Annotated in this window: 15 protein-coding genes; 9 read left to right on the top strand and 6 right to left on the bottom strand. The window is 66.2% G+C overall.

Translation table 11 applies throughout. From position 1 onward, the window contains the following. Position 1: 1 nt before the first annotated feature. From ABIA45_RS33365 to ABIA45_RS33355, 3 genes are all read left to right on the top strand, one after another. Positions 2–703, top strand: coding sequence for a thiamine phosphate synthase (locus ABIA45_RS33365; RefSeq protein ID WP_404654867.1), 702 nt, complete (start codon positions 2–4; stop codon positions 701–703). Beyond that, entirely contained in the window at positions 700–1,773 is a 1,074-nt protein-coding gene (locus ABIA45_RS33360) for a tetratricopeptide repeat protein (RefSeq protein ID WP_271542872.1), read from the top strand. Before ABIA45_RS33365 ends, ABIA45_RS33360 begins: the two co-directional genes overlap by 4 nt. Positions 1,774–1,858: 85 nt before the next feature. Further along, on the top strand, positions 1,859–2,650 hold the full coding sequence (locus ABIA45_RS33355; RefSeq protein ID WP_157283741.1) for an inositol monophosphatase family protein: 792 nt from the start codon (positions 1,859–1,861) through the stop codon (positions 2,648–2,650). Between the two features lie 142 nt (positions 2,651–2,792). Here the strand turns inward: ABIA45_RS33355 and ABIA45_RS33350 are convergent, their stop codons facing one another. The 3 genes from ABIA45_RS33350 to ABIA45_RS33340 form a co-directional block, all read right to left on the bottom strand. After that, positions 2,793–5,954 carry a multidrug efflux RND transporter permease subunit gene (locus tag ABIA45_RS33350; protein ID WP_157283740.1) on the bottom strand — a complete coding sequence of 1,054 codons (3,162 nt, stop codon included), beginning with the start codon at positions 5,952–5,954 and terminating at the stop codon, positions 2,793–2,795. 184 nt (positions 5,955–6,138) lie between these two features. Continuing rightward, positions 6,139–7,332: an efflux RND transporter periplasmic adaptor subunit gene (locus tag ABIA45_RS33345; RefSeq protein ID WP_157283739.1), complete on the bottom strand. Its 1,194-nt coding sequence runs from the start codon at positions 7,330–7,332 to the stop codon at positions 6,139–6,141. A gap of 229 nt (positions 7,333–7,561) precedes the next feature. After that, positions 7,562–8,581, bottom strand: coding sequence for an SAM-dependent methyltransferase (locus tag ABIA45_RS33340; protein WP_404654866.1), 1,020 nt, complete (start codon positions 8,579–8,581; stop codon positions 7,562–7,564). A gap of 167 nt (positions 8,582–8,748) precedes the next feature. Between ABIA45_RS33340 and ABIA45_RS33335 the strand changes: the two genes are divergently transcribed. The 4 genes from ABIA45_RS33335 (at position 8,749) to ABIA45_RS33320 (ending at position 12,740) form a co-directional block, all read left to right on the top strand. Beyond that, complete coding sequence (locus tag ABIA45_RS33335; RefSeq protein WP_036021706.1) at positions 8,749–9,762, top strand: hypothetical protein; 1,014 nt, start codon at positions 8,749–8,751, stop codon at positions 9,760–9,762. 156 nt (positions 9,763–9,918) lie between these two features. Continuing rightward, entirely contained in the window at positions 9,919–10,947 is a 1,029-nt protein-coding gene (locus ABIA45_RS33330; protein ID WP_128264247.1) for a peptidoglycan -binding protein, read from the top strand. 124 nt (positions 10,948–11,071) lie between these two features. Further along, positions 11,072–11,518: a GNAT family N-acetyltransferase gene (locus tag ABIA45_RS33325; protein WP_404654865.1), complete on the top strand. Its 447-nt coding sequence runs from the start codon at positions 11,072–11,074 to the stop codon at positions 11,516–11,518. Positions 11,519–11,798: 280 nt separating this feature from the next. Continuing rightward, positions 11,799–12,740 carry an IS110 family transposase gene (locus ABIA45_RS33320; protein WP_404654540.1) on the top strand — a complete coding sequence of 314 codons (942 nt, stop codon included), beginning with the start codon at positions 11,799–11,801 and terminating at the stop codon, positions 12,738–12,740. Positions 12,741–12,799: 59 nt separating this feature from the next. Here ABIA45_RS33320 and ABIA45_RS33315 read toward each other — a convergent pair whose 3' ends face one another. After that, positions 12,800–14,650: an ABC transporter ATP-binding protein/permease gene (locus ABIA45_RS33315; RefSeq protein WP_404654864.1), complete on the bottom strand. Its 1,851-nt coding sequence runs from the start codon at positions 14,648–14,650 to the stop codon at positions 12,800–12,802. Between the two features lie 197 nt (positions 14,651–14,847). Here ABIA45_RS33315 and rpmE point away from each other — a divergent pair, with 197 nt between their 5' ends. Next, entirely contained in the window at positions 14,848–15,075 is a 228-nt protein-coding gene (gene rpmE, locus ABIA45_RS33310; RefSeq protein WP_027573780.1) for a 50S ribosomal protein L31, read from the top strand. A gap of 205 nt (positions 15,076–15,280) precedes the next feature. Here the strand turns inward: rpmE and ABIA45_RS33305 are convergent, their stop codons facing one another. Both ABIA45_RS33305 and ABIA45_RS33300 read right to left on the bottom strand, forming a co-directional pair. Next, positions 15,281–15,790: a DUF1465 family protein gene (locus tag ABIA45_RS33305; protein WP_035998279.1), complete on the bottom strand. Its 510-nt coding sequence runs from the start codon at positions 15,788–15,790 to the stop codon at positions 15,281–15,283. 584 nt (positions 15,791–16,374) lie between these two features. Further along, positions 16,375–16,566, bottom strand: coding sequence for a DUF1192 domain-containing protein (locus ABIA45_RS33300; RefSeq protein WP_035998277.1), 192 nt, complete (start codon positions 16,564–16,566; stop codon positions 16,375–16,377). Between the two features lie 118 nt (positions 16,567–16,684). Here ABIA45_RS33300 and ABIA45_RS33295 point away from each other — a divergent pair, with 118 nt between their 5' ends. Then, positions 16,685–17,683, top strand: coding sequence for an NAD(P)H-quinone oxidoreductase (locus ABIA45_RS33295; RefSeq protein ID WP_157283734.1), 999 nt, complete (start codon positions 16,685–16,687; stop codon positions 17,681–17,683). Positions 17,684–17,696 lie beyond the last annotated feature (13 nt).

The raw sequence follows: 17,696 nt of genomic DNA, 5'->3' as shown, positions 1-17,696 counted from the left end.
CTTGTCGAACAAACCGCCTCCGCCGCGCCCGGCGCCGCGTCTCTATCTCGCGACGCCCGTCGTCGATGATCCCGCGACGCTGGTCGCCGAGCTGCCGGGGCTGATCGCGTCCGCCGACATTGCCGCCGTGCTGCTGCGGCTGAAGGAGACCGATCAGCGCGGCATGATCTCGCGCGTCAAGGCATTGGCGCCGCCGGTGCAGAAGGCGGGCGCGGCACTCCTCGTCGACGGCCATCCTGATATCGTCGCGCGCGGCGGCGCCGACGGCGCGCACCTGCCCGGCATCGCCGCGCTGAAGGAGGCGCTGCCGTCGCTCAAGCCAGATCGCATCGCCGGTGTCGGCGGGCTGACGACGCGGCACCATTCCATGGATGCGGGCGAGATGGGCGCGGATTACGTGCTGTTTGGCGAGCCCGATGCGAAAGGCCAGCGGCCGTCGTCGCAGGCGATCGCCGAGCGGCTCGACTGGTGGGCCGAGCTGTTCGAGCCGCCTTGCGTCGGCTTTGCCACCACGCTGGACGAGGCCTACGATTTCGCCGCCAGCGGCGCCGATTTCGTGCTGGTCGGCGACTTCATCTGGGCCGATCCGCGCGGGCCCAAGGCCGCACTGATCGAGGTCGATGCCGCGATCAAGAAGGCCCATGCGACGGCGCTGGCCGGCCAGGATCCTGCGGGCCAGGAGCACGGCCAGCGCCCGACATGAAGCTCCCGTGCATCACCATGCTGGCCACGCTGCTGCTGACAGTGCCCGCGGCCGCGCAGCTGCAGATCACCCCGCCGGCGACGACGCCGAGCGCACCGGCAGAGAAGCAGAAGCCAAAGCCGCCCGCGCCTGCCAAGAAGAAGGAGGCAGCACCGGCGCCGAAGCCTACGGCATCTCCCAAGCCGTCCGCTTCGCCCAAGCCGGCAACCGTGATCCCCGCGCCGCCGTCCGACGATCCCAACGTCGACCTCGTGTTCGGCGCCTATCAGCGCGGCCAGTACAAGACCGCGTTCGAGCTCGCCACCGTGCGCGCGCAAGCCGGCGATGCCAAGGCGATGACCATGCTCGGCGAGCTCTATTCCAACGCCATGGGCATAAGGCGCGATTACGCCAAGGCGGCCGAATGGTACAAGCGCGCCGCCGATGCCGGCGATCGGGAGGCGATGTTCGCGCTCGCCATGCTGCGCATCTCCGGCCGCGGCGGCCCGGTCGACAAAAACGAGGCGGTCAGGCTGATGGCCTCGGCTGCCAAGCTCGGCGAGCCCAAGGCGGCCTACAACCTCGCTCTGCTCTACCTGGACGGCCAGACGCTGCCGCAGGACGTCCGGCGTTCGGCGGAACTGCTGCGCCAGGCCGCCGATGCAGGCCTGCCCGAAGCGCAATACGCGCTCGCGACCTTCTACAAGGAAGGCACCGGTGTGCCGAAGGACCCCGAACGCGCGGTGCGGCTGCTCCAGGCCGCCGCGATCGCCGACAATGTCGATGCCGAGGTCGAATATGCCATCGCGATGTTCAACGGCACCGGCACGCCGAAGAACCAGCCGGCGGCTGTCGCCCTGCTTCGCAAGGCCTCCCGCCAGGGCAGCGCGATCGCGCAGAACCGGCTGGCCTGGGTGCTGATCAACGGCGTCGGCACGCCCGTGGACAAGATCGAAGGCTTCAAATGGCACCTGGTGGCCAAGACGGCCGGCAAGGGCGACCCCGAGCTCGACAAGCAGCTTTCCGATCTGCCGGCGGATGAGCGCGCCAAGGCCGAGGCCGCCGCCAGGAAGTGGCTCGGGTCCAAATGACTTGACGCGGGGCCCCTCACGGGGCACCCAATCCCCCAAACAGGCGCGTTTCCGCGCCCCTCCCCCCGATCAAGACCAGAAGCATATGCTGTATTCCGCCACTATCAACGTCATGGTCAAGGCAGCGCGCCGCGCCGGCCGCAGCCTCAAGCGCGATCTCGGCGAGATCGAGCATCTCCAGGTCTCGCTGAAGGGTCCCGCCAATTTCGTCTCGCTCGCCGACAAGCGCGCCGAGGAGATCCTCTACCAGGACCTCGCCAAGGCCCGGCCCGGCTACGGCTTCATCGGCGAAGAGGGCGGCACCCGCGAGGGCACCGACAAGAGCCACACCTGGATCGTCGATCCCTTGGACGGCACCACCAACTTCCTGCACGGCATCCCGCAATTTGCGATCTCGATCGGGCTCGCGCGCGAGGGCACCGTGATCGCGGGCGTGATCTACAATCCCGCCAATGACGAGCTCTACATCGCCGAGCGCGGCAAGGGCGCCTTCCTCAACGACCAGCGCCTGCGCGTCGCCGGCCGCCGCCAGCTGAGCGAATGCGTGGTGGCCTGCGGCCTGCCCCATATCGGCCGCGGCGACCACGAGGAATTCCGCCGCGAGATGACCGCGATCCAGGACCGCGTCGCCGGCTTGCGCCGTTTCGGCGCCGCCTCGCTCGATCTCGCCTTCGTCGCGGCCGGCCGGCTCGACGGGTATTGGGAGCGGAATTTGTCGCCCTGGGACATCGCGGCCGGGCAGATCATGGTGAAGGAAGCCGGCGGCACGGTGAGCGACATCGCGACCCCGGGGGATCCGCTGATCACCGGGCATGTGGTGTGCGGCAACGAGTACGTGCACGGGGAGCTGGTGAAGATTTTGCGGAAACCGGCGTAAGGCGGAAGCTCGCACTCCACATTCCCCGTCATTCCGGGGCGCGCCTCTTGGCGCGAGCCCGGAATCCATTCATCGACCGTGAACGCGGCCCGATCGATTCCGGGCTCGTGCTTCGCACGCCCCGGAATGACAGAGAGAAGCGTCAGTGGCCGGTGTGCGCCCGCGCCGGCCGGCCATGCGCTTCAGCGTCCCGCGCCGGCGCCGGCTCGCGATCCCCCGCCAGCACGCGCTGCACCGAGACGAAGAACACCGGCACCATCAAGAGCGCCAGGATCACCACCGCGATCATGCCGCCCATCACCACGCTGCCGAGCGCCTGCTGGCTGGCGCCGCCGGCGCCGTGGGCGATGGCCATCGGCAGCACGCCACAGATGAAGGCAAGGCCGGTCATCAAAATCGGGCGGAAGCGCAGGCGGCAGGCTTCGATGGTGGCTTCGACCAGCGGCTTGCCTTCTTTCCGCAGATCTTTCGCGAACTCGATGATCAGGATCGCGTCCTTTGCGGCGAGGCCGATGATCGTGATCAGGCCGACGGTGAAATAGACGTCGTTGGGCAGGCCGCGCAGCATGGCGGCAGTGACCGCGCCGACGATGCCGAGCGGCACGGTGAGCAGCACCGCGAGCGGAATGGTCCAGCTCTCGTAGAGCGCGGCGAGGCACAGGAACACCACGAACACCGACAGGGCGAGCAGGAACGGCGCCTGCGAGCCCGACAGCTTCTCCTGCAGCGACTGTCCGGTCCATTCATAGCCGAAGCCGCGCGGCAACCGGTCGGCGAGCCGCTCCATCTCGGCGATCGCATCGCCCGAGGTGAAGCCGGGCCTGGCCTCGCCGGAGATGCGCACCGCCGGATAATAGTTGAAGCCGGCGATCTGCGTCGGGCCGCGCGCCCATTCGATCGTGGTGAAGGACGAGAGCGGCACCAGCTGGCCGCGGCTGTTCTTGACGTTGTAGTTGAGGATGTCCTCGGCCCGCATGCGGTCGCGCGCGTCCGCCTGCACCACGACGCGCTGCATGCGGCCGCGGTTCGGGAAGTCGTTGATGTAGTTCGAGCCGAGATTGGTCGAGATGGTGTTGTTGATGTCCTCGAAGGTGACGCCGAACGCGCCGGCCTTCTCGCGGTCGATCATGAGATTGACCACGCCCGCCTCGGGCAGGCCTTCGATATAGACCTTCTGCAGCACCGGGCTGGCATTGGCCTCCGCGATCAGCTGGTCGGCGGCGCGCATCAATTGCTGATAGCCCTTCTGGCCGCGATCCTGGAGGCGGAACGAGAAGCCGGAGGAGTTGCCGAGATTGTCGATCGGCGGCGGCTGCAGCGCCGAGATTTTTGCGTCGCGGATCGACGAGCCCAGGTCGCGGTTGACGTCGTTGACGATCGCGGCAGCGGAGTCCTTCGGCCCGCGCTCCGACCAGTCCTTCAGCGTGATGAAGGCCTGGGCGGTGTTCATGCCCTGGCCGGAGAAGCTGAAGCCGGTGAGGAAGGTGACGTTGTCGACGCCCGGCCGCGCGGCGAGATATTTTTCGACCTTCTCGATCACGGCCTCGGTGCGGGCATAGGACGAATCCGACGGCGTCTGCACGTCCGTGGTGATGAAGCCCTGGTCGTCGACGGGCAGGAAGCCGCCGGGCAGGTTGACGAAGGCCCAGGACAGGCCGACCAGCAGCGCGGCATAGACCAGCATCAAGCGGCCGGTGCGATTCAGCGAAAAGCCGACGGTGCGCGAATAGCGTTCCTTGACGCCTTCGAGCATGCGGTTGAACCAGCCGAACACGAAGTTGGTCGAATGACCGTGCCCCTTTGCCACAGGCTTCAACAGCGTCGCGCACAGCGCCGGCGTCAACGACAGCGCCAGGAAGGCGGAGAAGCCGATCGCGGCGACCATGGTGACGGAGAACTGGCGATAGATGATGCCGACCGAGCCCGGGAAGAACGCCATCGGCACGAACACCGCCATCAGCACCAGCGTGATGCCGATGATGGCGCCGGTGATCTGCGACATGGCTTTCCGCGTCGCTTCCTTCGGCGGCAGGCCTTCCTCGGCCATGATGCGCTCGACGTTCTCGACCACGACGATGGCGTCGTCGACGAGGATGCCGACCGCGAGGACCATGCCGAACATCGAGAGCATGTTGATGGAATAGCCGGCGAGCAGCAGCGTGGAGCAGGCGCCCAGCAACGCCACCGGGACCACGATGGTCGGAATGATGGTGTAGCGGATGTTCTGCAGGAACAAGAACATCACCACGAACACCAGCACCACGGCTTCGACCAGCGTCGTCAGCACCTTCTCGATCGAGGCCTCGACCACAGGCGTGATGTTGTAGGGGATCTCGTAGGTGATGTTGGCCGGGAAGAAGCGCGACAGCTCCTTCATCTTCGCTTCGACCGCGCTGGCGGTCGCCAGCGCATTGCCGGTCGGCGACATCAGGACCGACAGGCCCGCCGTCGGCTTGCCGTCGAGGCGCGTGTTGAACTGGTAGCTGAGGCCGCCGACCTCGACGCGCGCGACATCGCGCAGGCGCACGGTCGAACCGTCGGCATTGGCACGCAGGATGATGGCGCCGAACTCGTCCGGCGAGGAGAGCTGGCCCTTGACCAGCACCAGCGCAGAGGTGCGCTGGTTCGAGGTCGACGGCTCGGCGCCGATGCTGCCGGAAGCGACCTGCGCGTTCTGCGCGGTGATGGCCTTGTTGACGTCGTCGGCGGTCAGGCCATAGCCGACCAGCTTGGCCGGATCGACCCAGACACGAAGCGAGCGCTCGGTCGAGTACAGTGTGGCGCGGCCGACGCCGGGAATGCGGCGGATCTCGCCGAGCACGTTGCGGATCATGAAGTCGCCGAGGCCGACTTCATCCAGGCTGCCGTCGGTCGAGTTCAGCGTGATGATCTGCAGCACTGCGCTCGAGGCCTCCTCGATCAGGATGCCCTGCTGCATCACCGCGCGCGGCAGGCGCGCCTCGACGCGCTTGATGCGGTTCTGGACCTCGACCGAGGCGGCACTGGTGTCGGTGCCCGGCTGGAAGTTGGCGATGATCTCGACCTGGCCGAGCGAGTCGCTGGTCGATTCGAAATTGAGGATGTTGGCGGCGCCGTTGAGCTCCTCCTCGATCAGCCGCGTGACGCTGTTGTAGAGGTTTTCCGGCGAGGCGCCGGGATAGCTGGTCGAGACCGAGATCGAGGGCGGCGCGATGATCGGATATTGCGCGATCGGCAGCAGCGGCACCGCGATCGCGCCGATCAAGCAGATGAACAGCGCGACCACCCAGGCGAAGATCGGCCTGTCGATGAAGAAACTCGGCATTGGCCGTTTTATCCTCGTTGTTCGGTTAGACCCTCATGGTGAGGAGCGCGGAACGCGCGCTCCGGACGATGCCGCGCATCGCCGCGAGAACCATGAAGGCCCGGCTCTCTCCCGCGGCCATCCTTCGAGACGCCCGCTTGCAGCGGGCTCCTCAGGTTAAGGACGACACTTGCTGCGCGGAGCGTTACCGCGTGAGCTGCTGAGCGTGCCGGTTGTCTGCGGTCGCTTCCGCCTCCGACCAGGATTGCGGCTTGACCTTGTCGCCGGCCGCGAATTTCTGGAAGCCTTCGACCACGACCTTGTCGCCGGACTTCAGGCCTTCGGTGATGAACCAGAGGCCGTCCTGCACCGAGCCGGTGCGCACCGGCTGCACCGCGATGTGATTGTCGTCCTTGACGACGAACACCTCGCTGCCGCCGCCGCCATTGCGCTGGATCGCCTGCTGCGGCACCGCGATCGCGTCGGAATCGAGACCCTGGTCGATGCGGACCCGGACATACATGCCCGGGAGCAGCTCGCGCTTGGGATTGGGGAACTCGCCGCGCAACGTCACCTGCCCGGTGTGGGCGTCGACCTTGGCGTCGGAGAACAGCAGCTTGCCGTCGAGCGAATAGATGGTGTTGTCGTCGAGCACGAGGCGCACCTTGGCGGCATCGGCGGCGATGCGATCGAGGTCGCCGGTCTCGAAGGCGCGGCGGAGCTGGTTGAGCTCGGTCACCGACTGGGTGAAGTCGGCATAGATCGGATCGAGCTGCTGGATGGTGGCGAGATTGGTCTCGTTCTGCACGGCGAGCGCGCCCTCGCTGACGAGGGCCGCGCCGACCACGCCGTCGATCGGCGCACGCACGGTGGCGTAGTCGAGATTAAGCCTGGCCCGCGCGAGCTCGGCCTTGCGGCCCTCGACCTCGGCATGGGCCTGGCGTTCGGCCGCAATCGCCTTCTCGTTCTCGGCTTCGGGGGCGGCGCGATCCCTGGTCAAGGTGGCGATACGATGCGCCTGCTGCTTGGCCTGCGCCAATGCCGCTTCGGCCTTGGCCAGCGCGGCCTCGTTGGCCATGACCTCGACCTCGAACGGGCGCGGATCGATGCGGTAGAGCGGATCGCCGGCCCTGACCTCGCTGCCCTGGCGGAACAGGCGCTCGACCACGATGCCGGACACGCGCGGCCGCACGTCGGAGACCCGGGTCGGGGCGATGCGGCCCGGCAGCTCGCGCACTACGGCGCGCGGCTGCGGCTTGACGATAACGATGCTGACGTCAGGGGCAGGCGGCTGGGCGGCGGACACCGCGGAACTGGATTCCTCGCAAGCACCCAGCAGCGGCGCAAGGGCCGCGAGCATCATTGCAACGCATGCCGATCGCGCTCGAATTCCAAACATGAAGTGGGATGCCCCGATTGTTGAAACTGATCATGCTCGCGCGAAGCCCGTTCTGGACCTTTTGCACGCGGCTGATGCCGCCAAGATAGAATGCATCTGCTGCGATGCAACGCATGGCGCGGGCGGCTCATTGTCACACAGCTTATCCTGTTGAAATCAGAGATCTTTTGCGGTGTAACTTGATTGTGAATCTAAGTTCCACCGCCGCGTGTGCGGCCGAACATCGCAATTACTCGGCGGCCTTCATCCGGTAATGGCTGACGCCCCATTCCGTTCCGTCGGCGTGACCGAACAGGCCCGAGGTCCCGAGCAGGAACCAGCGCCAGCGGCGCATCCAGAGAGCGGTCTCCTCGTCGTGGACCCTGCGCAACGAGACTTCGATGGGGTCGCGATGCGCATCGAAATTGGCCAGCCAGTCGTCGGCGGTGCGCTGGTAGTGCGTGCCGCTCCAGCACCATTCCTTCTCGATGGCAAAGATATCGTCGAACTGCCTGACGAGGTGATGGCTCGGCATCAGCCCGCCCGTGTAGACGTATTGCGCGATCCAGTCGTCGCGATCGGCCGGGTCAGGCAGATGCGAGCCGGACCGGTGGGTGACGACGTGCATGAAGAACCGCCCCTCCGGCGCGAGCCATGACCGCGCGCGTGTCATCAGCTTGCGCCAGTTGCTCATCCGCTCGAACATCTCGACCGAGACGATCCGGTCGAACTGGCCCTCGGGCGCGAACACGTTCATGTCGGCCGTGACCACGCGCAGATTCAGCAGTCCGCGCCGCCGCGCCTCCTCCTCGACATAAGCACGCTGAGCCTGTGAGGCCGCGACCGCCGTCACCGTCGCGTGCGGAAACTGCCGTGCCACCCACAGCGCCAGCGAGCCCCAGCCACAGCCAAGCTCCAGGATGGCCTGGCCGTCGGCCAGGCCGGCATGCTCGACGGTCTGGCGCAGCGCCTCCTCCTCCGCCTCCCGCAAGGTGGTCGCGTCGGTCTTGTAGAAGCAGGAGGAGAATTTACGTTTGGGGCCGAGCAAGTCGGCGAAGAAGGCCGCGGGCACCTCGTCATGGCCCGCTGCCGCGCCCTCGGCGATCGGCCGTAGCATCATCCGCCCAGCGAAGGCGGCATCGTCGCCGGGGCCGAGCCCGGACAGGCGCGTCGCCATGCGGGAGCACAGGCGCTGGATCGCGGCGCGGACCACCACGTCCGGCAGCGGCACGCGCTCGGCAGTCCCGATGATCGCGGAAACGACGCTCATGCGCCCCCCGAATGGCGAACTTCTGCAGAGACTTGGCTATCAAAGCGCCGCTTCCGGTCCGGGTTCCCGAGCTGTCCCCGAAATCGGCGCATCCGGCGCTTTTTTTGGGCCGGCGCTGTGCCATAGTGCGCGCCGCAAGCAAGCTTTACGTAACGGATGATACCGGCATGCGGTCTGGCACTTCCCGATCCACCATGGACATCGAGTACACCAAACTGTCCTCGCCCAGCGTCTTCCTGGTGCGGATGCTGGTCTTCCTGGTGCTGTGCACGCTGGTGAGCGTGGTGCTCTACAAGCAGATCGTCCAGGCCTTCTTCGCCAATCCCGGGCTCAACGCCCTGATCGGGGGGGTGCTGTTCATCGGCATCATCCTGGCCTTCCGCCAGGTCATCCGGCTCTATCCCGAAGTCTCCTGGGTCAACAATTTCCGCGTCGCCGATCCCGGCCTGGCGCCGGCCCGCCACCCCAAGCTGCTGGCGCCGATGGCTGCGATCCTCGGCGGGGAGCGTTCGGGGCGGATGACCATCACCCAGACCACGATGCGGCACCTGCTCGATTCGATCGCGACCCGCCTGGACGAGGCCCGCGACATCTCCCGCTACATGACCGGCCTCTTGGTCTTCCTCGGCCTGCTCGGCACCTTCTGGGGCCTGATCGAGACGGTGGGCTCGGTGGGCAAGGTGATCGACGGGCTCAAGGTCGGGAGCGATTCCGGGGCGCTGTTCGACACGCTGAAGGAAGGCCTCGCCGCCCCGCTCGGCGGCATGGGCATCTCCTTCTCCAGCTCGCTGTTCGGCCTTGCCGGCTCGCTGATCCTCGGCTTCCTCGATCTGCAATCGAGCCAGGCGCAGAACCGCTTCTACACCGATCTCGAAGACTGGCTCGCCACCACAGTGCGCGAGTATGGCAACGGCGAGGCGCCTGTCGCGACCGGCGGCGGCGTCGCCAGCGGCGAGCTTCAGGCCGCGGTCGAACGGCTGCGGTCCGTGCTCGAGGAAGGCAGCGCCGGCCGCGGCACCACCGCGGCGATGGCGAGCCTTGCCGAAGCCATCCAGGCGCTGGTCTCGCACATGCGCACCGAGCAGCAGATGATCCGCGAATGGGCCGACGGCCAGGGCGAGCAGAATCGCGAGATCCGCCGCCTGCTGGAGCGGATCGCGCGCCAGCCCGAGAAGAGTTGAGGGCTCGCCGAACCATCGTGCCCCGGACGCAGCGCAGCACGTAGTGATGCGCTGCTGAGCCGGGGCCCAGAGAAACGAGGAATGGGTCCCGGCTCTGCGCAGCAGCGTTGCACGCTGCAGCGCGTCCGGGACACGAGAGCAGAAGCGGAGAACTAAATGGCCCTTGCCCGCGCCCGCCGCAGCGAAGGCGGTCTCAACTACTGGCCCGGCTTCGTCGACGCGCTGTCGACGCTGGTGCTGTCGATCGTGTTCCTGCTGTCGGTGTTCCTGGTCGTGCAGTTCTTTCTCTCACAGGAGGTCACCGGCAAGGACAAGGCGCTGGAGCAGCTCAATGCCAAGATCGCCCAGCTCAACGAGCTGTTGTCGCTGGAGAAGCTCGGCAAGCTCACCCTCGACGACCAGGTCTCGTCGCTGAAAGCCGGGCTCGCCTCGGCCGAATCCGAGCGCGACCGCATCAAGGGCCTCTATGACGGCTTAGCTGCCGCCGGCAACGACGCGCAAGGCAAGACCGCCGAGCTCGGCAAGGCATTGGACTCCGAAAAGGCGGTCTCGGCGCGGGCGCTGGCGCAGATCGAGGTGCTGAACCAGCAGATCAGCGCGCTGCGCCGGCAGTTGGCGGCGCTGGAGGAGGCGCTCGATGCCTCCGAGAAGCGCGACAAGGAATCGCAGAACCGCATCGCCGACCTCGGCTCCCGCCTGAACGTGGCACTGGCGCAGCGCGTGCAGGAATTGTCGCGCTACCGCTCGGAATTCTTCGGCCGGCTGCGCGCCATCCTCGGCAACCGCCCCGACATCCGCATCGTCGGCGACCGCTTCGTGTTCCAGTCCGAAGTGTTCTTCGACACGGGACAAGCGGTGCTGCTGCCCGAGGGCCGCGCCGAGCTCGACACCTTGGCAGCGGCGCTGATCGAGCTCGACAAGAAGATCCCGAGCGACATCCCCTGGGTGCTGCGCGTCGACGGCCATACCGATTTGCGGCCGGTGAGCGGCGCGAACTTCAAGTCGAACTGGGACCTGTCCGCAGCGCGCTCGATCTCGGTGGTGCAATATCTGGTCTCGCTCGGCGTGCCCGCCCAGCGCCTCGTCGCGGCCGGCTTCGGCGAGTTCCAGCCGCTCGATACCGGCAACACAGAAGAGGCCTACAAGCGCAACCGCCGCATCGAGCTGAAGCTGACGGAGCGGTAGTGGTGAGGGACACACTACCTCAACGTCGTGGCCGGGCTTGTCCCGGCCATCCACGATCTTTGGCCCGCCGCGACAGAAAGGCGTGGATGCCCGGGACAAGCCCGGGCATGACGACCTTCGTAAAATGAGCCCCCTCCACCTCCGCCCCTACCGTCCCGAGGACGAGGCGGCTGCGATCGATCTCTGGCATCGCACCTGGCAGCAGGCCTATCCGCAGATCGACTTCGCCGCACGACTCGAATGGTGGCGCGAGCGCTGGCTGAGGGATCTGGTGCCGAAGGCCCAGATCGTGGTGGCGGAGCAGGACGGCGCGCTGACCGGCTTCGTCACCATCGACGGCGAAGGCTATCTCGACCAGCTCGTCGTCGATCCCGCGCATTGGGGCTCCGACGCGGCAAGGCTGCTGGTGGACGAGGCCAAGCGCCTGTCGCCCTCGGGCGTCACGCTGCTCGTCAACAAGGACAATGCCCGCGCGATCCGCTTCTACGAGCGCAACGGCTTCGCCCATGCGGGCGACGACGTGAACCCGACCTCGGGGCGGCCGGTGTTGAAGATGGTGTGGCGGGCGTGAGGTCCACGGCACTTCCAACCGTCAATGCAAGCGCCGCGAAAATGAACTCACGTGCCCCGGACGCAGCGCAGCGCTTCTTCAGCGCTGCGCTGCAGAGCCGGGGCCCAGAGCGCTGGGTCCCTGTGTCTTGGAAGTCTGTCAGAATAGGGTTGGGCGGGAAGCCGTTGGGTCCTTGGCGCTTGACGCCGTGAGCCGGCTCGGTCTCCCGCCCGTTCCATTACCAACCTGAACAGTTGCACGAGGCTGCGCCAACAGACCTCGCATCACAGGGACAGGCACCGTGATCATACCCCTTCGCTACGTTGGAATCGACGTCTCTAAAAAATATCTCGATATCTTCGATGAAGGCCTGGGCGTGCCGGAGCGCATCGCCAACGCGACGCAGGCCATCACACAGATCGCGGCGCGTTGGCGATGCGATGTGCTGGTCGTCTTCGAGGCCACGGGCGTCTATGACCTCGAACTTCGCGAGGTGCTGAGCCAGGCCGGGATCCGCTTCGCCCGGATCAACCCGGCCCGAGCCCGCGACTTTGCGCGCGCCAGCGGCCAACTTGCCAAGACGGACCCGATCGATGCGCGGATGCTGGCGGCCTTCGCGCGAGCCATGCAGCCGGAAACCGAGCAAACGGCTACCCCCGCCCGCAACGCCTTGGCAGGGCTCGCAAAACGGCGAGATCAGTTAGTCCGCATGCGCGCGCAGGAGAAGAACCGGCGCAGCGAGGCCGATAACCGTGGTATGGCCGAACGGATCAGCCGCCTCATCGAGATCCTCGACGGCGAGATCGCCGAGATCGAGGCCGACATCAAGGCACTGATCAAGGCCGAGCAGGAGATCGCGGACGATGCGCGATTGATGCGCTCGCTGCCTGGCGTCGGGCCCGTGGCTTGCATGCAACTCATCGCAAAGATGCCGGAGCTCGGACATGTTGGGCCCAAGCAGATCGCGGCGCTGGCCGGCCTCGCCCCCTTCAACGTCGATAGCGGTGCCTTCCGTGGCAAACGCAAGATCGCCGGCGGCCGCAAGCGCGTCCGTGATGCCCTCTACATGGCCGCTCTGAACGCAGTCCGCCGCGCCGATCCGTTCAAGACCTTCTACGCACGGTTGCGACAGGCCGGCAAACCAGCCAAGCTTGCCCTCATTGCAGTTGCCAGGAAGCTGCTCACGATACTCAACGCCATGATGCGAGACAGAAAACCGTATCTGAAGGACGTGCCAACGTAACAGTTGCCGGCTCTGCGGAGCGGCACTGCGCGCCGCACCCCGTCCGGGACACTGGGCTCTCACGCGCCTTCGAATTGAAGCCTGGCCAATCTAGCGTAAAGCCCGTTCGCCGCGACGAGCTCGGCATGCGTGCCCTGCTCGACGATCCGGCCCTGGTCCATCACGAGGATGCGGTCGCAGGAGAGCACGGTGGCGAGGCGATGGGCGATGACGAGCGTGGTACGGTGGCGCATCAGCTCTTCCAGCGCGGTCTGCACAAGCGTCTCGCTTTCGGCGTCGAGTGCCGAGGTGGCTTCGTCCAGCAGCAACAGTGGCGCATCGCGCAGGATGGCGCGTGCGATCGCAATGCGCTGGCGCTGGCCGCCGGACAGCGTCACGCCGCGCTCGCCGAGCGCGGTCTCGAAACCTTCGGGCAGGCGGCGGATGAATTCGGCGGCATGGGCGAGCTCGGCGGCGCGCTCGACCTCGGCATCGCTCGCATCGGGCCGGCCGAAGCGGATGTTCTCGCGGGCGCTCGCGGCAAACACCACGGATTCCTGCGGCACCAGAGCGATGCGCGCGCGGAAATCGCCGGGGTCGGCGGACCTGACCGGCACGCCGTCGACCGAGATCGTCCCGCTGCGCGGATCGTAGAAGCGCAGCAGCAGATGAAAGATGGTGCTCTTGCCGGCCCCGGAGGGACCGACGATCGCGACCTTCTCGCCGGGGCGCACGGTGAACGACACCGCGTCGAGCACCTTGACGTCGGAGCGCGCCGGATAGGCGAAGCTGACCCGATCGAAGCCGACCTCGCCGCGCGCCGGCACCGGCAGCGCAAGCGGCGCTGCGGGTGCCGTGATCTCGGGCTCGACGTGGAGGATCTCGAACAGGCGCTCGGCCGCGCCCGACGCCGCCGAGACCTCGCCCCAGACCTCGCTGAGCTGGCCGAGGCCCGCTGCCGCGAACACAGCATACAGCACGAACTGGCCGAGCCGGCCCGGCGTGATCGCGCCGGTGAGCACGTCATGCGAGCCGATCCAGAGGATGGCGACAACGCTTGCGAACACGATGAAGATGATGATCGCCGTGAGCACGGCGCGCGCTTGGGTCGAGGTGCGCGCCGCTTCATAGGCCTGCTCGACCTCGCCGCCGAAGCGCTTCTCGGCAAATTGCTCGCTGGTATAGGCCTGCACGGTGCGGATCGCGCCGACCAATTCGCCGGCATAGGCGGAGGCGTCGGCGAGCGTGTCCTGCGCATTGCGCGACAGGCGCCGCACCCAGCGCCCGAACGCCACCAGCGGCAGCACGATCAAAGGGATGGCGAGCAGCACGAAGCCCGACAGCTTCGGGCTCGTGATCACCATCATCGCCGTCGCGCCCAGGAACATCATCAGGTTGCGCAGCGCGATCGAGACGGAGGCGCCGACGGCCGATTTCAGCTGGGTGGTGTCGGCGGTGAGGCGCGAGATCAATTCGCCGCTGCGGGCGGAATCGAAGAAGGCGGGAGAAAGCGACAATAGATGGGCGAAGACGTCGCGCCGGAGATCGGCGACGATGCGTTCGCCGATCGTCATCACGAGGTAGTAGCGCGCGGCGCTGGCGATCGCGAGCACGGCGACGACCGCGAGCATCACCGAGAAGTAGCTGTTGATCAGCTCGATGCCCTCGGGCGTCAGGCCGAAATCGATCATTCGGCGCACCGCGACCGGCACCAGCAGCGTGGTCAACGCTGCGATGGTGAGCGCGACGAAGGCCAGCGCCGCCCGGCCGCGATAGCGGATCACATAAGGCGCGAGCGCGAGCAGCGGCCGCAACTTGGCGCGGCCCTTGGCCGGCGCTTCGATCAGCTCGGCCTCGATCGAGGGAGTGTCTGCGGCGTTCATTGCGGGCCGTTCGACATCGTGGTCATCCAGCCGTTCCACTGCGCTCATGAGATCCGACCCGTTGCATCGATCTGCTCCCAATAGGCCGGTGCAGGAGTAGTGGCAAATCCGGGAAGTCCCTTAGGGGCAAACCCGGTCCAGCGCGCCGGCATGGCTTGTTTTGCGGGGTTTCGTGAGGTATAGAGCCGCCCAAATCCGTCATTCGCGAGCCACCCAAGAAGGCGCCGGAGCGCCGAGGAATTGCCATGAAAGCCGAAATTCATCCGAATTATCATACGATTAAGGTCGTCATGACCGACGGAACCGAGTACCTGACCCGCTCGACCTGGGGCAAGGAAGGCGACACGCTGAACCTCGACATCGACCCGAAGTCGCACCCGGCCTGGACCGGCGGCTCCGCCCAGATCATGGACCGCGGCGGCCGCGTCTCGCGCTTCCAGAAGAAGTTTTCGGGCTTCCTCAAGAAGGATTGAGCCGGCCGCAAGGCTGGAGACGAAAACGCCCCCGGGAGACCGGGGGCGTTTTTGTTTTTGGGCTGTCATTCCGGGGCGCGACGAAGTCGCGAGCTACGATGCGCAATTGCGCATCTGAGAATCTATAACCACGATCGGGAGTATGGATTCCGGGCCCGCGCCAAGAGGCGCGTCCCGGAATGACGATTTGAACTGTTGATAGACCCTAACGCTCGAACGCGGCCTTCAGCGCGTTGAGGTGCGGCACCAGCGGGTTGCCGATCGTGGCCTGCTCGGCCGGCGGGGTGTGGATCGTGCTGTCGAGGCGGCGGACGCGCGTCTGCAGGCTCATCGAGCGATGGATCAGGTCCTGAAGCTGCGCGGGCAGCTTCTCGATCGTGTCGGCGGGACCGGGATCGGCGGCGGTGAGCTTGACCTTGGTCTTCTCGCGATTGGCCTGGCTCAGCGTCATCTCGCCTTCCTTGACCGCGCGGTGCAGCAGCAGCCAGGAGGCGAGCTGCATCAGGCGCGTCGTGAGGCGCATGCTCTCGGTCGCATAGGTGAGGCTGACGGCGCGGTCGAGCGCCTTGGCCTCGACGCGGCCGGCGCCGTCGAGATAGGCGGCGGTCTCCTCGACGAGGTCCATGCCCTCACGGAACAAATTGCCGAACGCCGCAGAATTGGTGAATCGCTCACTGAGCTGAACGAGCGCGCCGTCGGCCTGCAAACGTTCCATGGTTAACGCCTCTTACGCAACTGTTTGACTGCCCGGCTTTGGCGCCGGCTTATGATGAACAAATCATTGCGCGGGCGGGACGCGGAGTCCAGTGACAAGCGCGGATATGGTTTCCGCGGGTCAATCCTTTCAAATGCAACCGGGATGAGAGGCCCAAACCGGGCAGTGAACGCAAAAAAGAGCCGCCGGAGACCGGCGGCTTTGAAAGTTGATAACAGGGAGGCGTCAAACAGAGTGGACAGGAGCCACTCGGTGTCCAAACGAGGACAGTTCCAGTCATAAACCCGAAAGCTTAATCTGAAGTAAACGAGCTAATTTTTTCAGAGTTCATTAGTCATGTGAGCCAGTGGCCGAGTGTGCTGCGGGAACAGACGTCTCCGTCGTCATTCCGGGGCGCGACGAAGTCGCGAGCCCGGAATCCATAACCACGAGCGGATGGAACGGCCCGGCTCTCTTAGCGCGCCCTTTTGCAAGAGCCTGTGATTATGGATTTCCGGGCTCGGCGCTGACGCGCCGCCCCGGAATGACGAGACGGAGAAAGTTCGGCCCACGCGTCCGGGACGACAGTGGCTGTGTGGCGACTGCTACGACTTGAAAATACTGTTCGCCGCATCGCGCGAGGCGCGCTTTTTGGCGGCGGCTTCTTCCAGTCTTGCGATCTCGGTCTTGAGCAGCGCCACGCGCTCGGTCAGTTCCTCCACTGACAAAAGTGAGAGGTCCTGCCCAATTTCATGACTGATCTTCTTGCGCGGGCGGTCGTCGTCTTCGATCGGCATCGTCGTTCCTCCTCTCCGTCCGCGGGTCGGACCACATCGCTGAGGCGGTTGCCAGCCTGCACCGCGCTGGCTAAGCAAGGGCCTCGTTTCCTCCCGCACTTTTGCTCAAGGACACATCATGGACAAGCTGCCCGCGCAAATGACCGTGGTCGCCATCTCCAAGCCCGGCGGGCCGGAGGTGCTGGTGCCGGAGCAACGCAGTGTTCCGCAGCCCGGGCCCGACGAGATCCTGGTCAAAGTCGAAGCTGCCGGCGTCAACCGGCCCGACGTGGCGCAGCGCTCCGGCGCCTATCCGCCGCCGCCCGGCGCCAGCGACCTGCCCGGCCTCGAGATATCAGGCGAAGTCGTCGCGGTCGGCAGCAACGCCAAGCGGCACAAGGTCGGCGACAAGGTGATGTCGCTGGTCGCCGGCGGCGGCTATGCGCAGTACTGCATCGCCCAGGACGCCCAGGCGATGAGTGTGCCGCCGGCGCTGTCGATGAAGGAAGCCGGCGCGCTGCCGGAAACACTGATGACGGTCTGGCACAATGTGTTCGAGCGCGGCGGCCTCAAGGCCGGCGAGACGCTGCTGATCCATGGCGGCTCGTCCGGCATCGGCACCATGGCCATTCAGCTCGCCAAAGCCTTCGGTGCGAAAGTGTTCGTCACCGTGGGATCGCAGGACAAGATCGACGCCTGCCTCAAACTGGGGGCCGACCGCGCCATCAACTACAAGACCGAAGATTTCGTCGCCGTGGTGAAGGCGGAGACCAACAACGTTGGCGTCAACCTGATCCTCGACATGGTCGCCGGAGAATATGTCGATCGCAACTATGATGCCGCCGCGGTCGACGGCCGCATCGTCCAGATCGCGACCCTCAACGGCCCCAAGGTCAGCGTCAACATCGCCAAGGTGATGGTCAAGCGCCTGACCCATACCGGCTCGACCTTGCGCCCCCGTAGTAATGCGGACAAGGCGGCGATGGTGGCCGCGATCGAGCAGAAAGTGATGCCGCTTTTGCGCGAAGGCCGCGTCAAGCCGGTGATGGACAGCACTTTCCCGCTGGAAAAGGCGGCAGACGCCCACCGGCGCATGGAAACGAGCGCACATATTGGCAAAATTGTGTTGGAGGCCTAGGCCGCTGGCCCAC

This window comes from Bradyrhizobium sp. USDA 336, from assembly GCF_044908355.1.
In the GTDB taxonomy this organism is placed as follows: Bacteria; Pseudomonadota; Alphaproteobacteria; order Rhizobiales; family Xanthobacteraceae; genus Bradyrhizobium; species Bradyrhizobium yuanmingense.
Note: the sequence above shows the minus strand (reverse complement) of the source record. Positions and strands in the feature narration are given on the sequence as shown.

What these genes read in the sequence shown, in the direction of transcription:
- ABIA45_RS33360 (WP_271542872.1), top strand. Translation starts at nt 700, where the DNA reads ATGAAGCTCCCGTGCATCACCATGCTGGCCACGCTGCTGCTGACAGTG.
- ABIA45_RS33345 (WP_157283739.1), bottom strand. Translation starts at nt 7,332, where the DNA reads ATGTTTGGAATTCGAGCGCGATCGGCATGCGTTGCAATGATGCTCGCG.
- ABIA45_RS33295 (WP_157283734.1), top strand. Translation starts at nt 16,685, where the DNA reads ATGGACAAGCTGCCCGCGCAAATGACCGTGGTCGCCATCTCCAAGCCC.
- ABIA45_RS33350 (WP_157283740.1), bottom strand. Translation starts at nt 5,954, where the DNA reads ATGCCGAGTTTCTTCATCGACAGGCCGATCTTCGCCTGGGTGGTCGCG.
- ABIA45_RS33335 (WP_036021706.1), top strand. Translation starts at nt 8,749, where the DNA reads ATGCGGTCTGGCACTTCCCGATCCACCATGGACATCGAGTACACCAAA.
- ABIA45_RS33330 (WP_128264247.1), top strand. Translation starts at nt 9,919, where the DNA reads ATGGCCCTTGCCCGCGCCCGCCGCAGCGAAGGCGGTCTCAACTACTGG.
- ABIA45_RS33340 (WP_404654866.1), bottom strand. Translation starts at nt 8,581, where the DNA reads ATGAGCGTCGTTTCCGCGATCATCGGGACTGCCGAGCGCGTGCCGCTG.
- ABIA45_RS33325 (WP_404654865.1), top strand. Translation starts at nt 11,072, where the DNA reads ATGAGCCCCCTCCACCTCCGCCCCTACCGTCCCGAGGACGAGGCGGCT.
- ABIA45_RS33305 (WP_035998279.1), bottom strand. Translation starts at nt 15,790, where the DNA reads ATGGAACGTTTGCAGGCCGACGGCGCGCTCGTTCAGCTCAGTGAGCGA.
- rpmE (WP_027573780.1), top strand. Translation starts at nt 14,848, where the DNA reads ATGAAAGCCGAAATTCATCCGAATTATCATACGATTAAGGTCGTCATG.
- ABIA45_RS33315 (WP_404654864.1), bottom strand. Translation starts at nt 14,650, where the DNA reads ATGAGCGCAGTGGAACGGCTGGATGACCACGATGTCGAACGGCCCGCA.
- ABIA45_RS33300 (WP_035998277.1), bottom strand. Translation starts at nt 16,566, where the DNA reads ATGCCGATCGAAGACGACGACCGCCCGCGCAAGAAGATCAGTCATGAA.
- ABIA45_RS33355 (WP_157283741.1), top strand. Translation starts at nt 1,859, where the DNA reads ATGCTGTATTCCGCCACTATCAACGTCATGGTCAAGGCAGCGCGCCGC.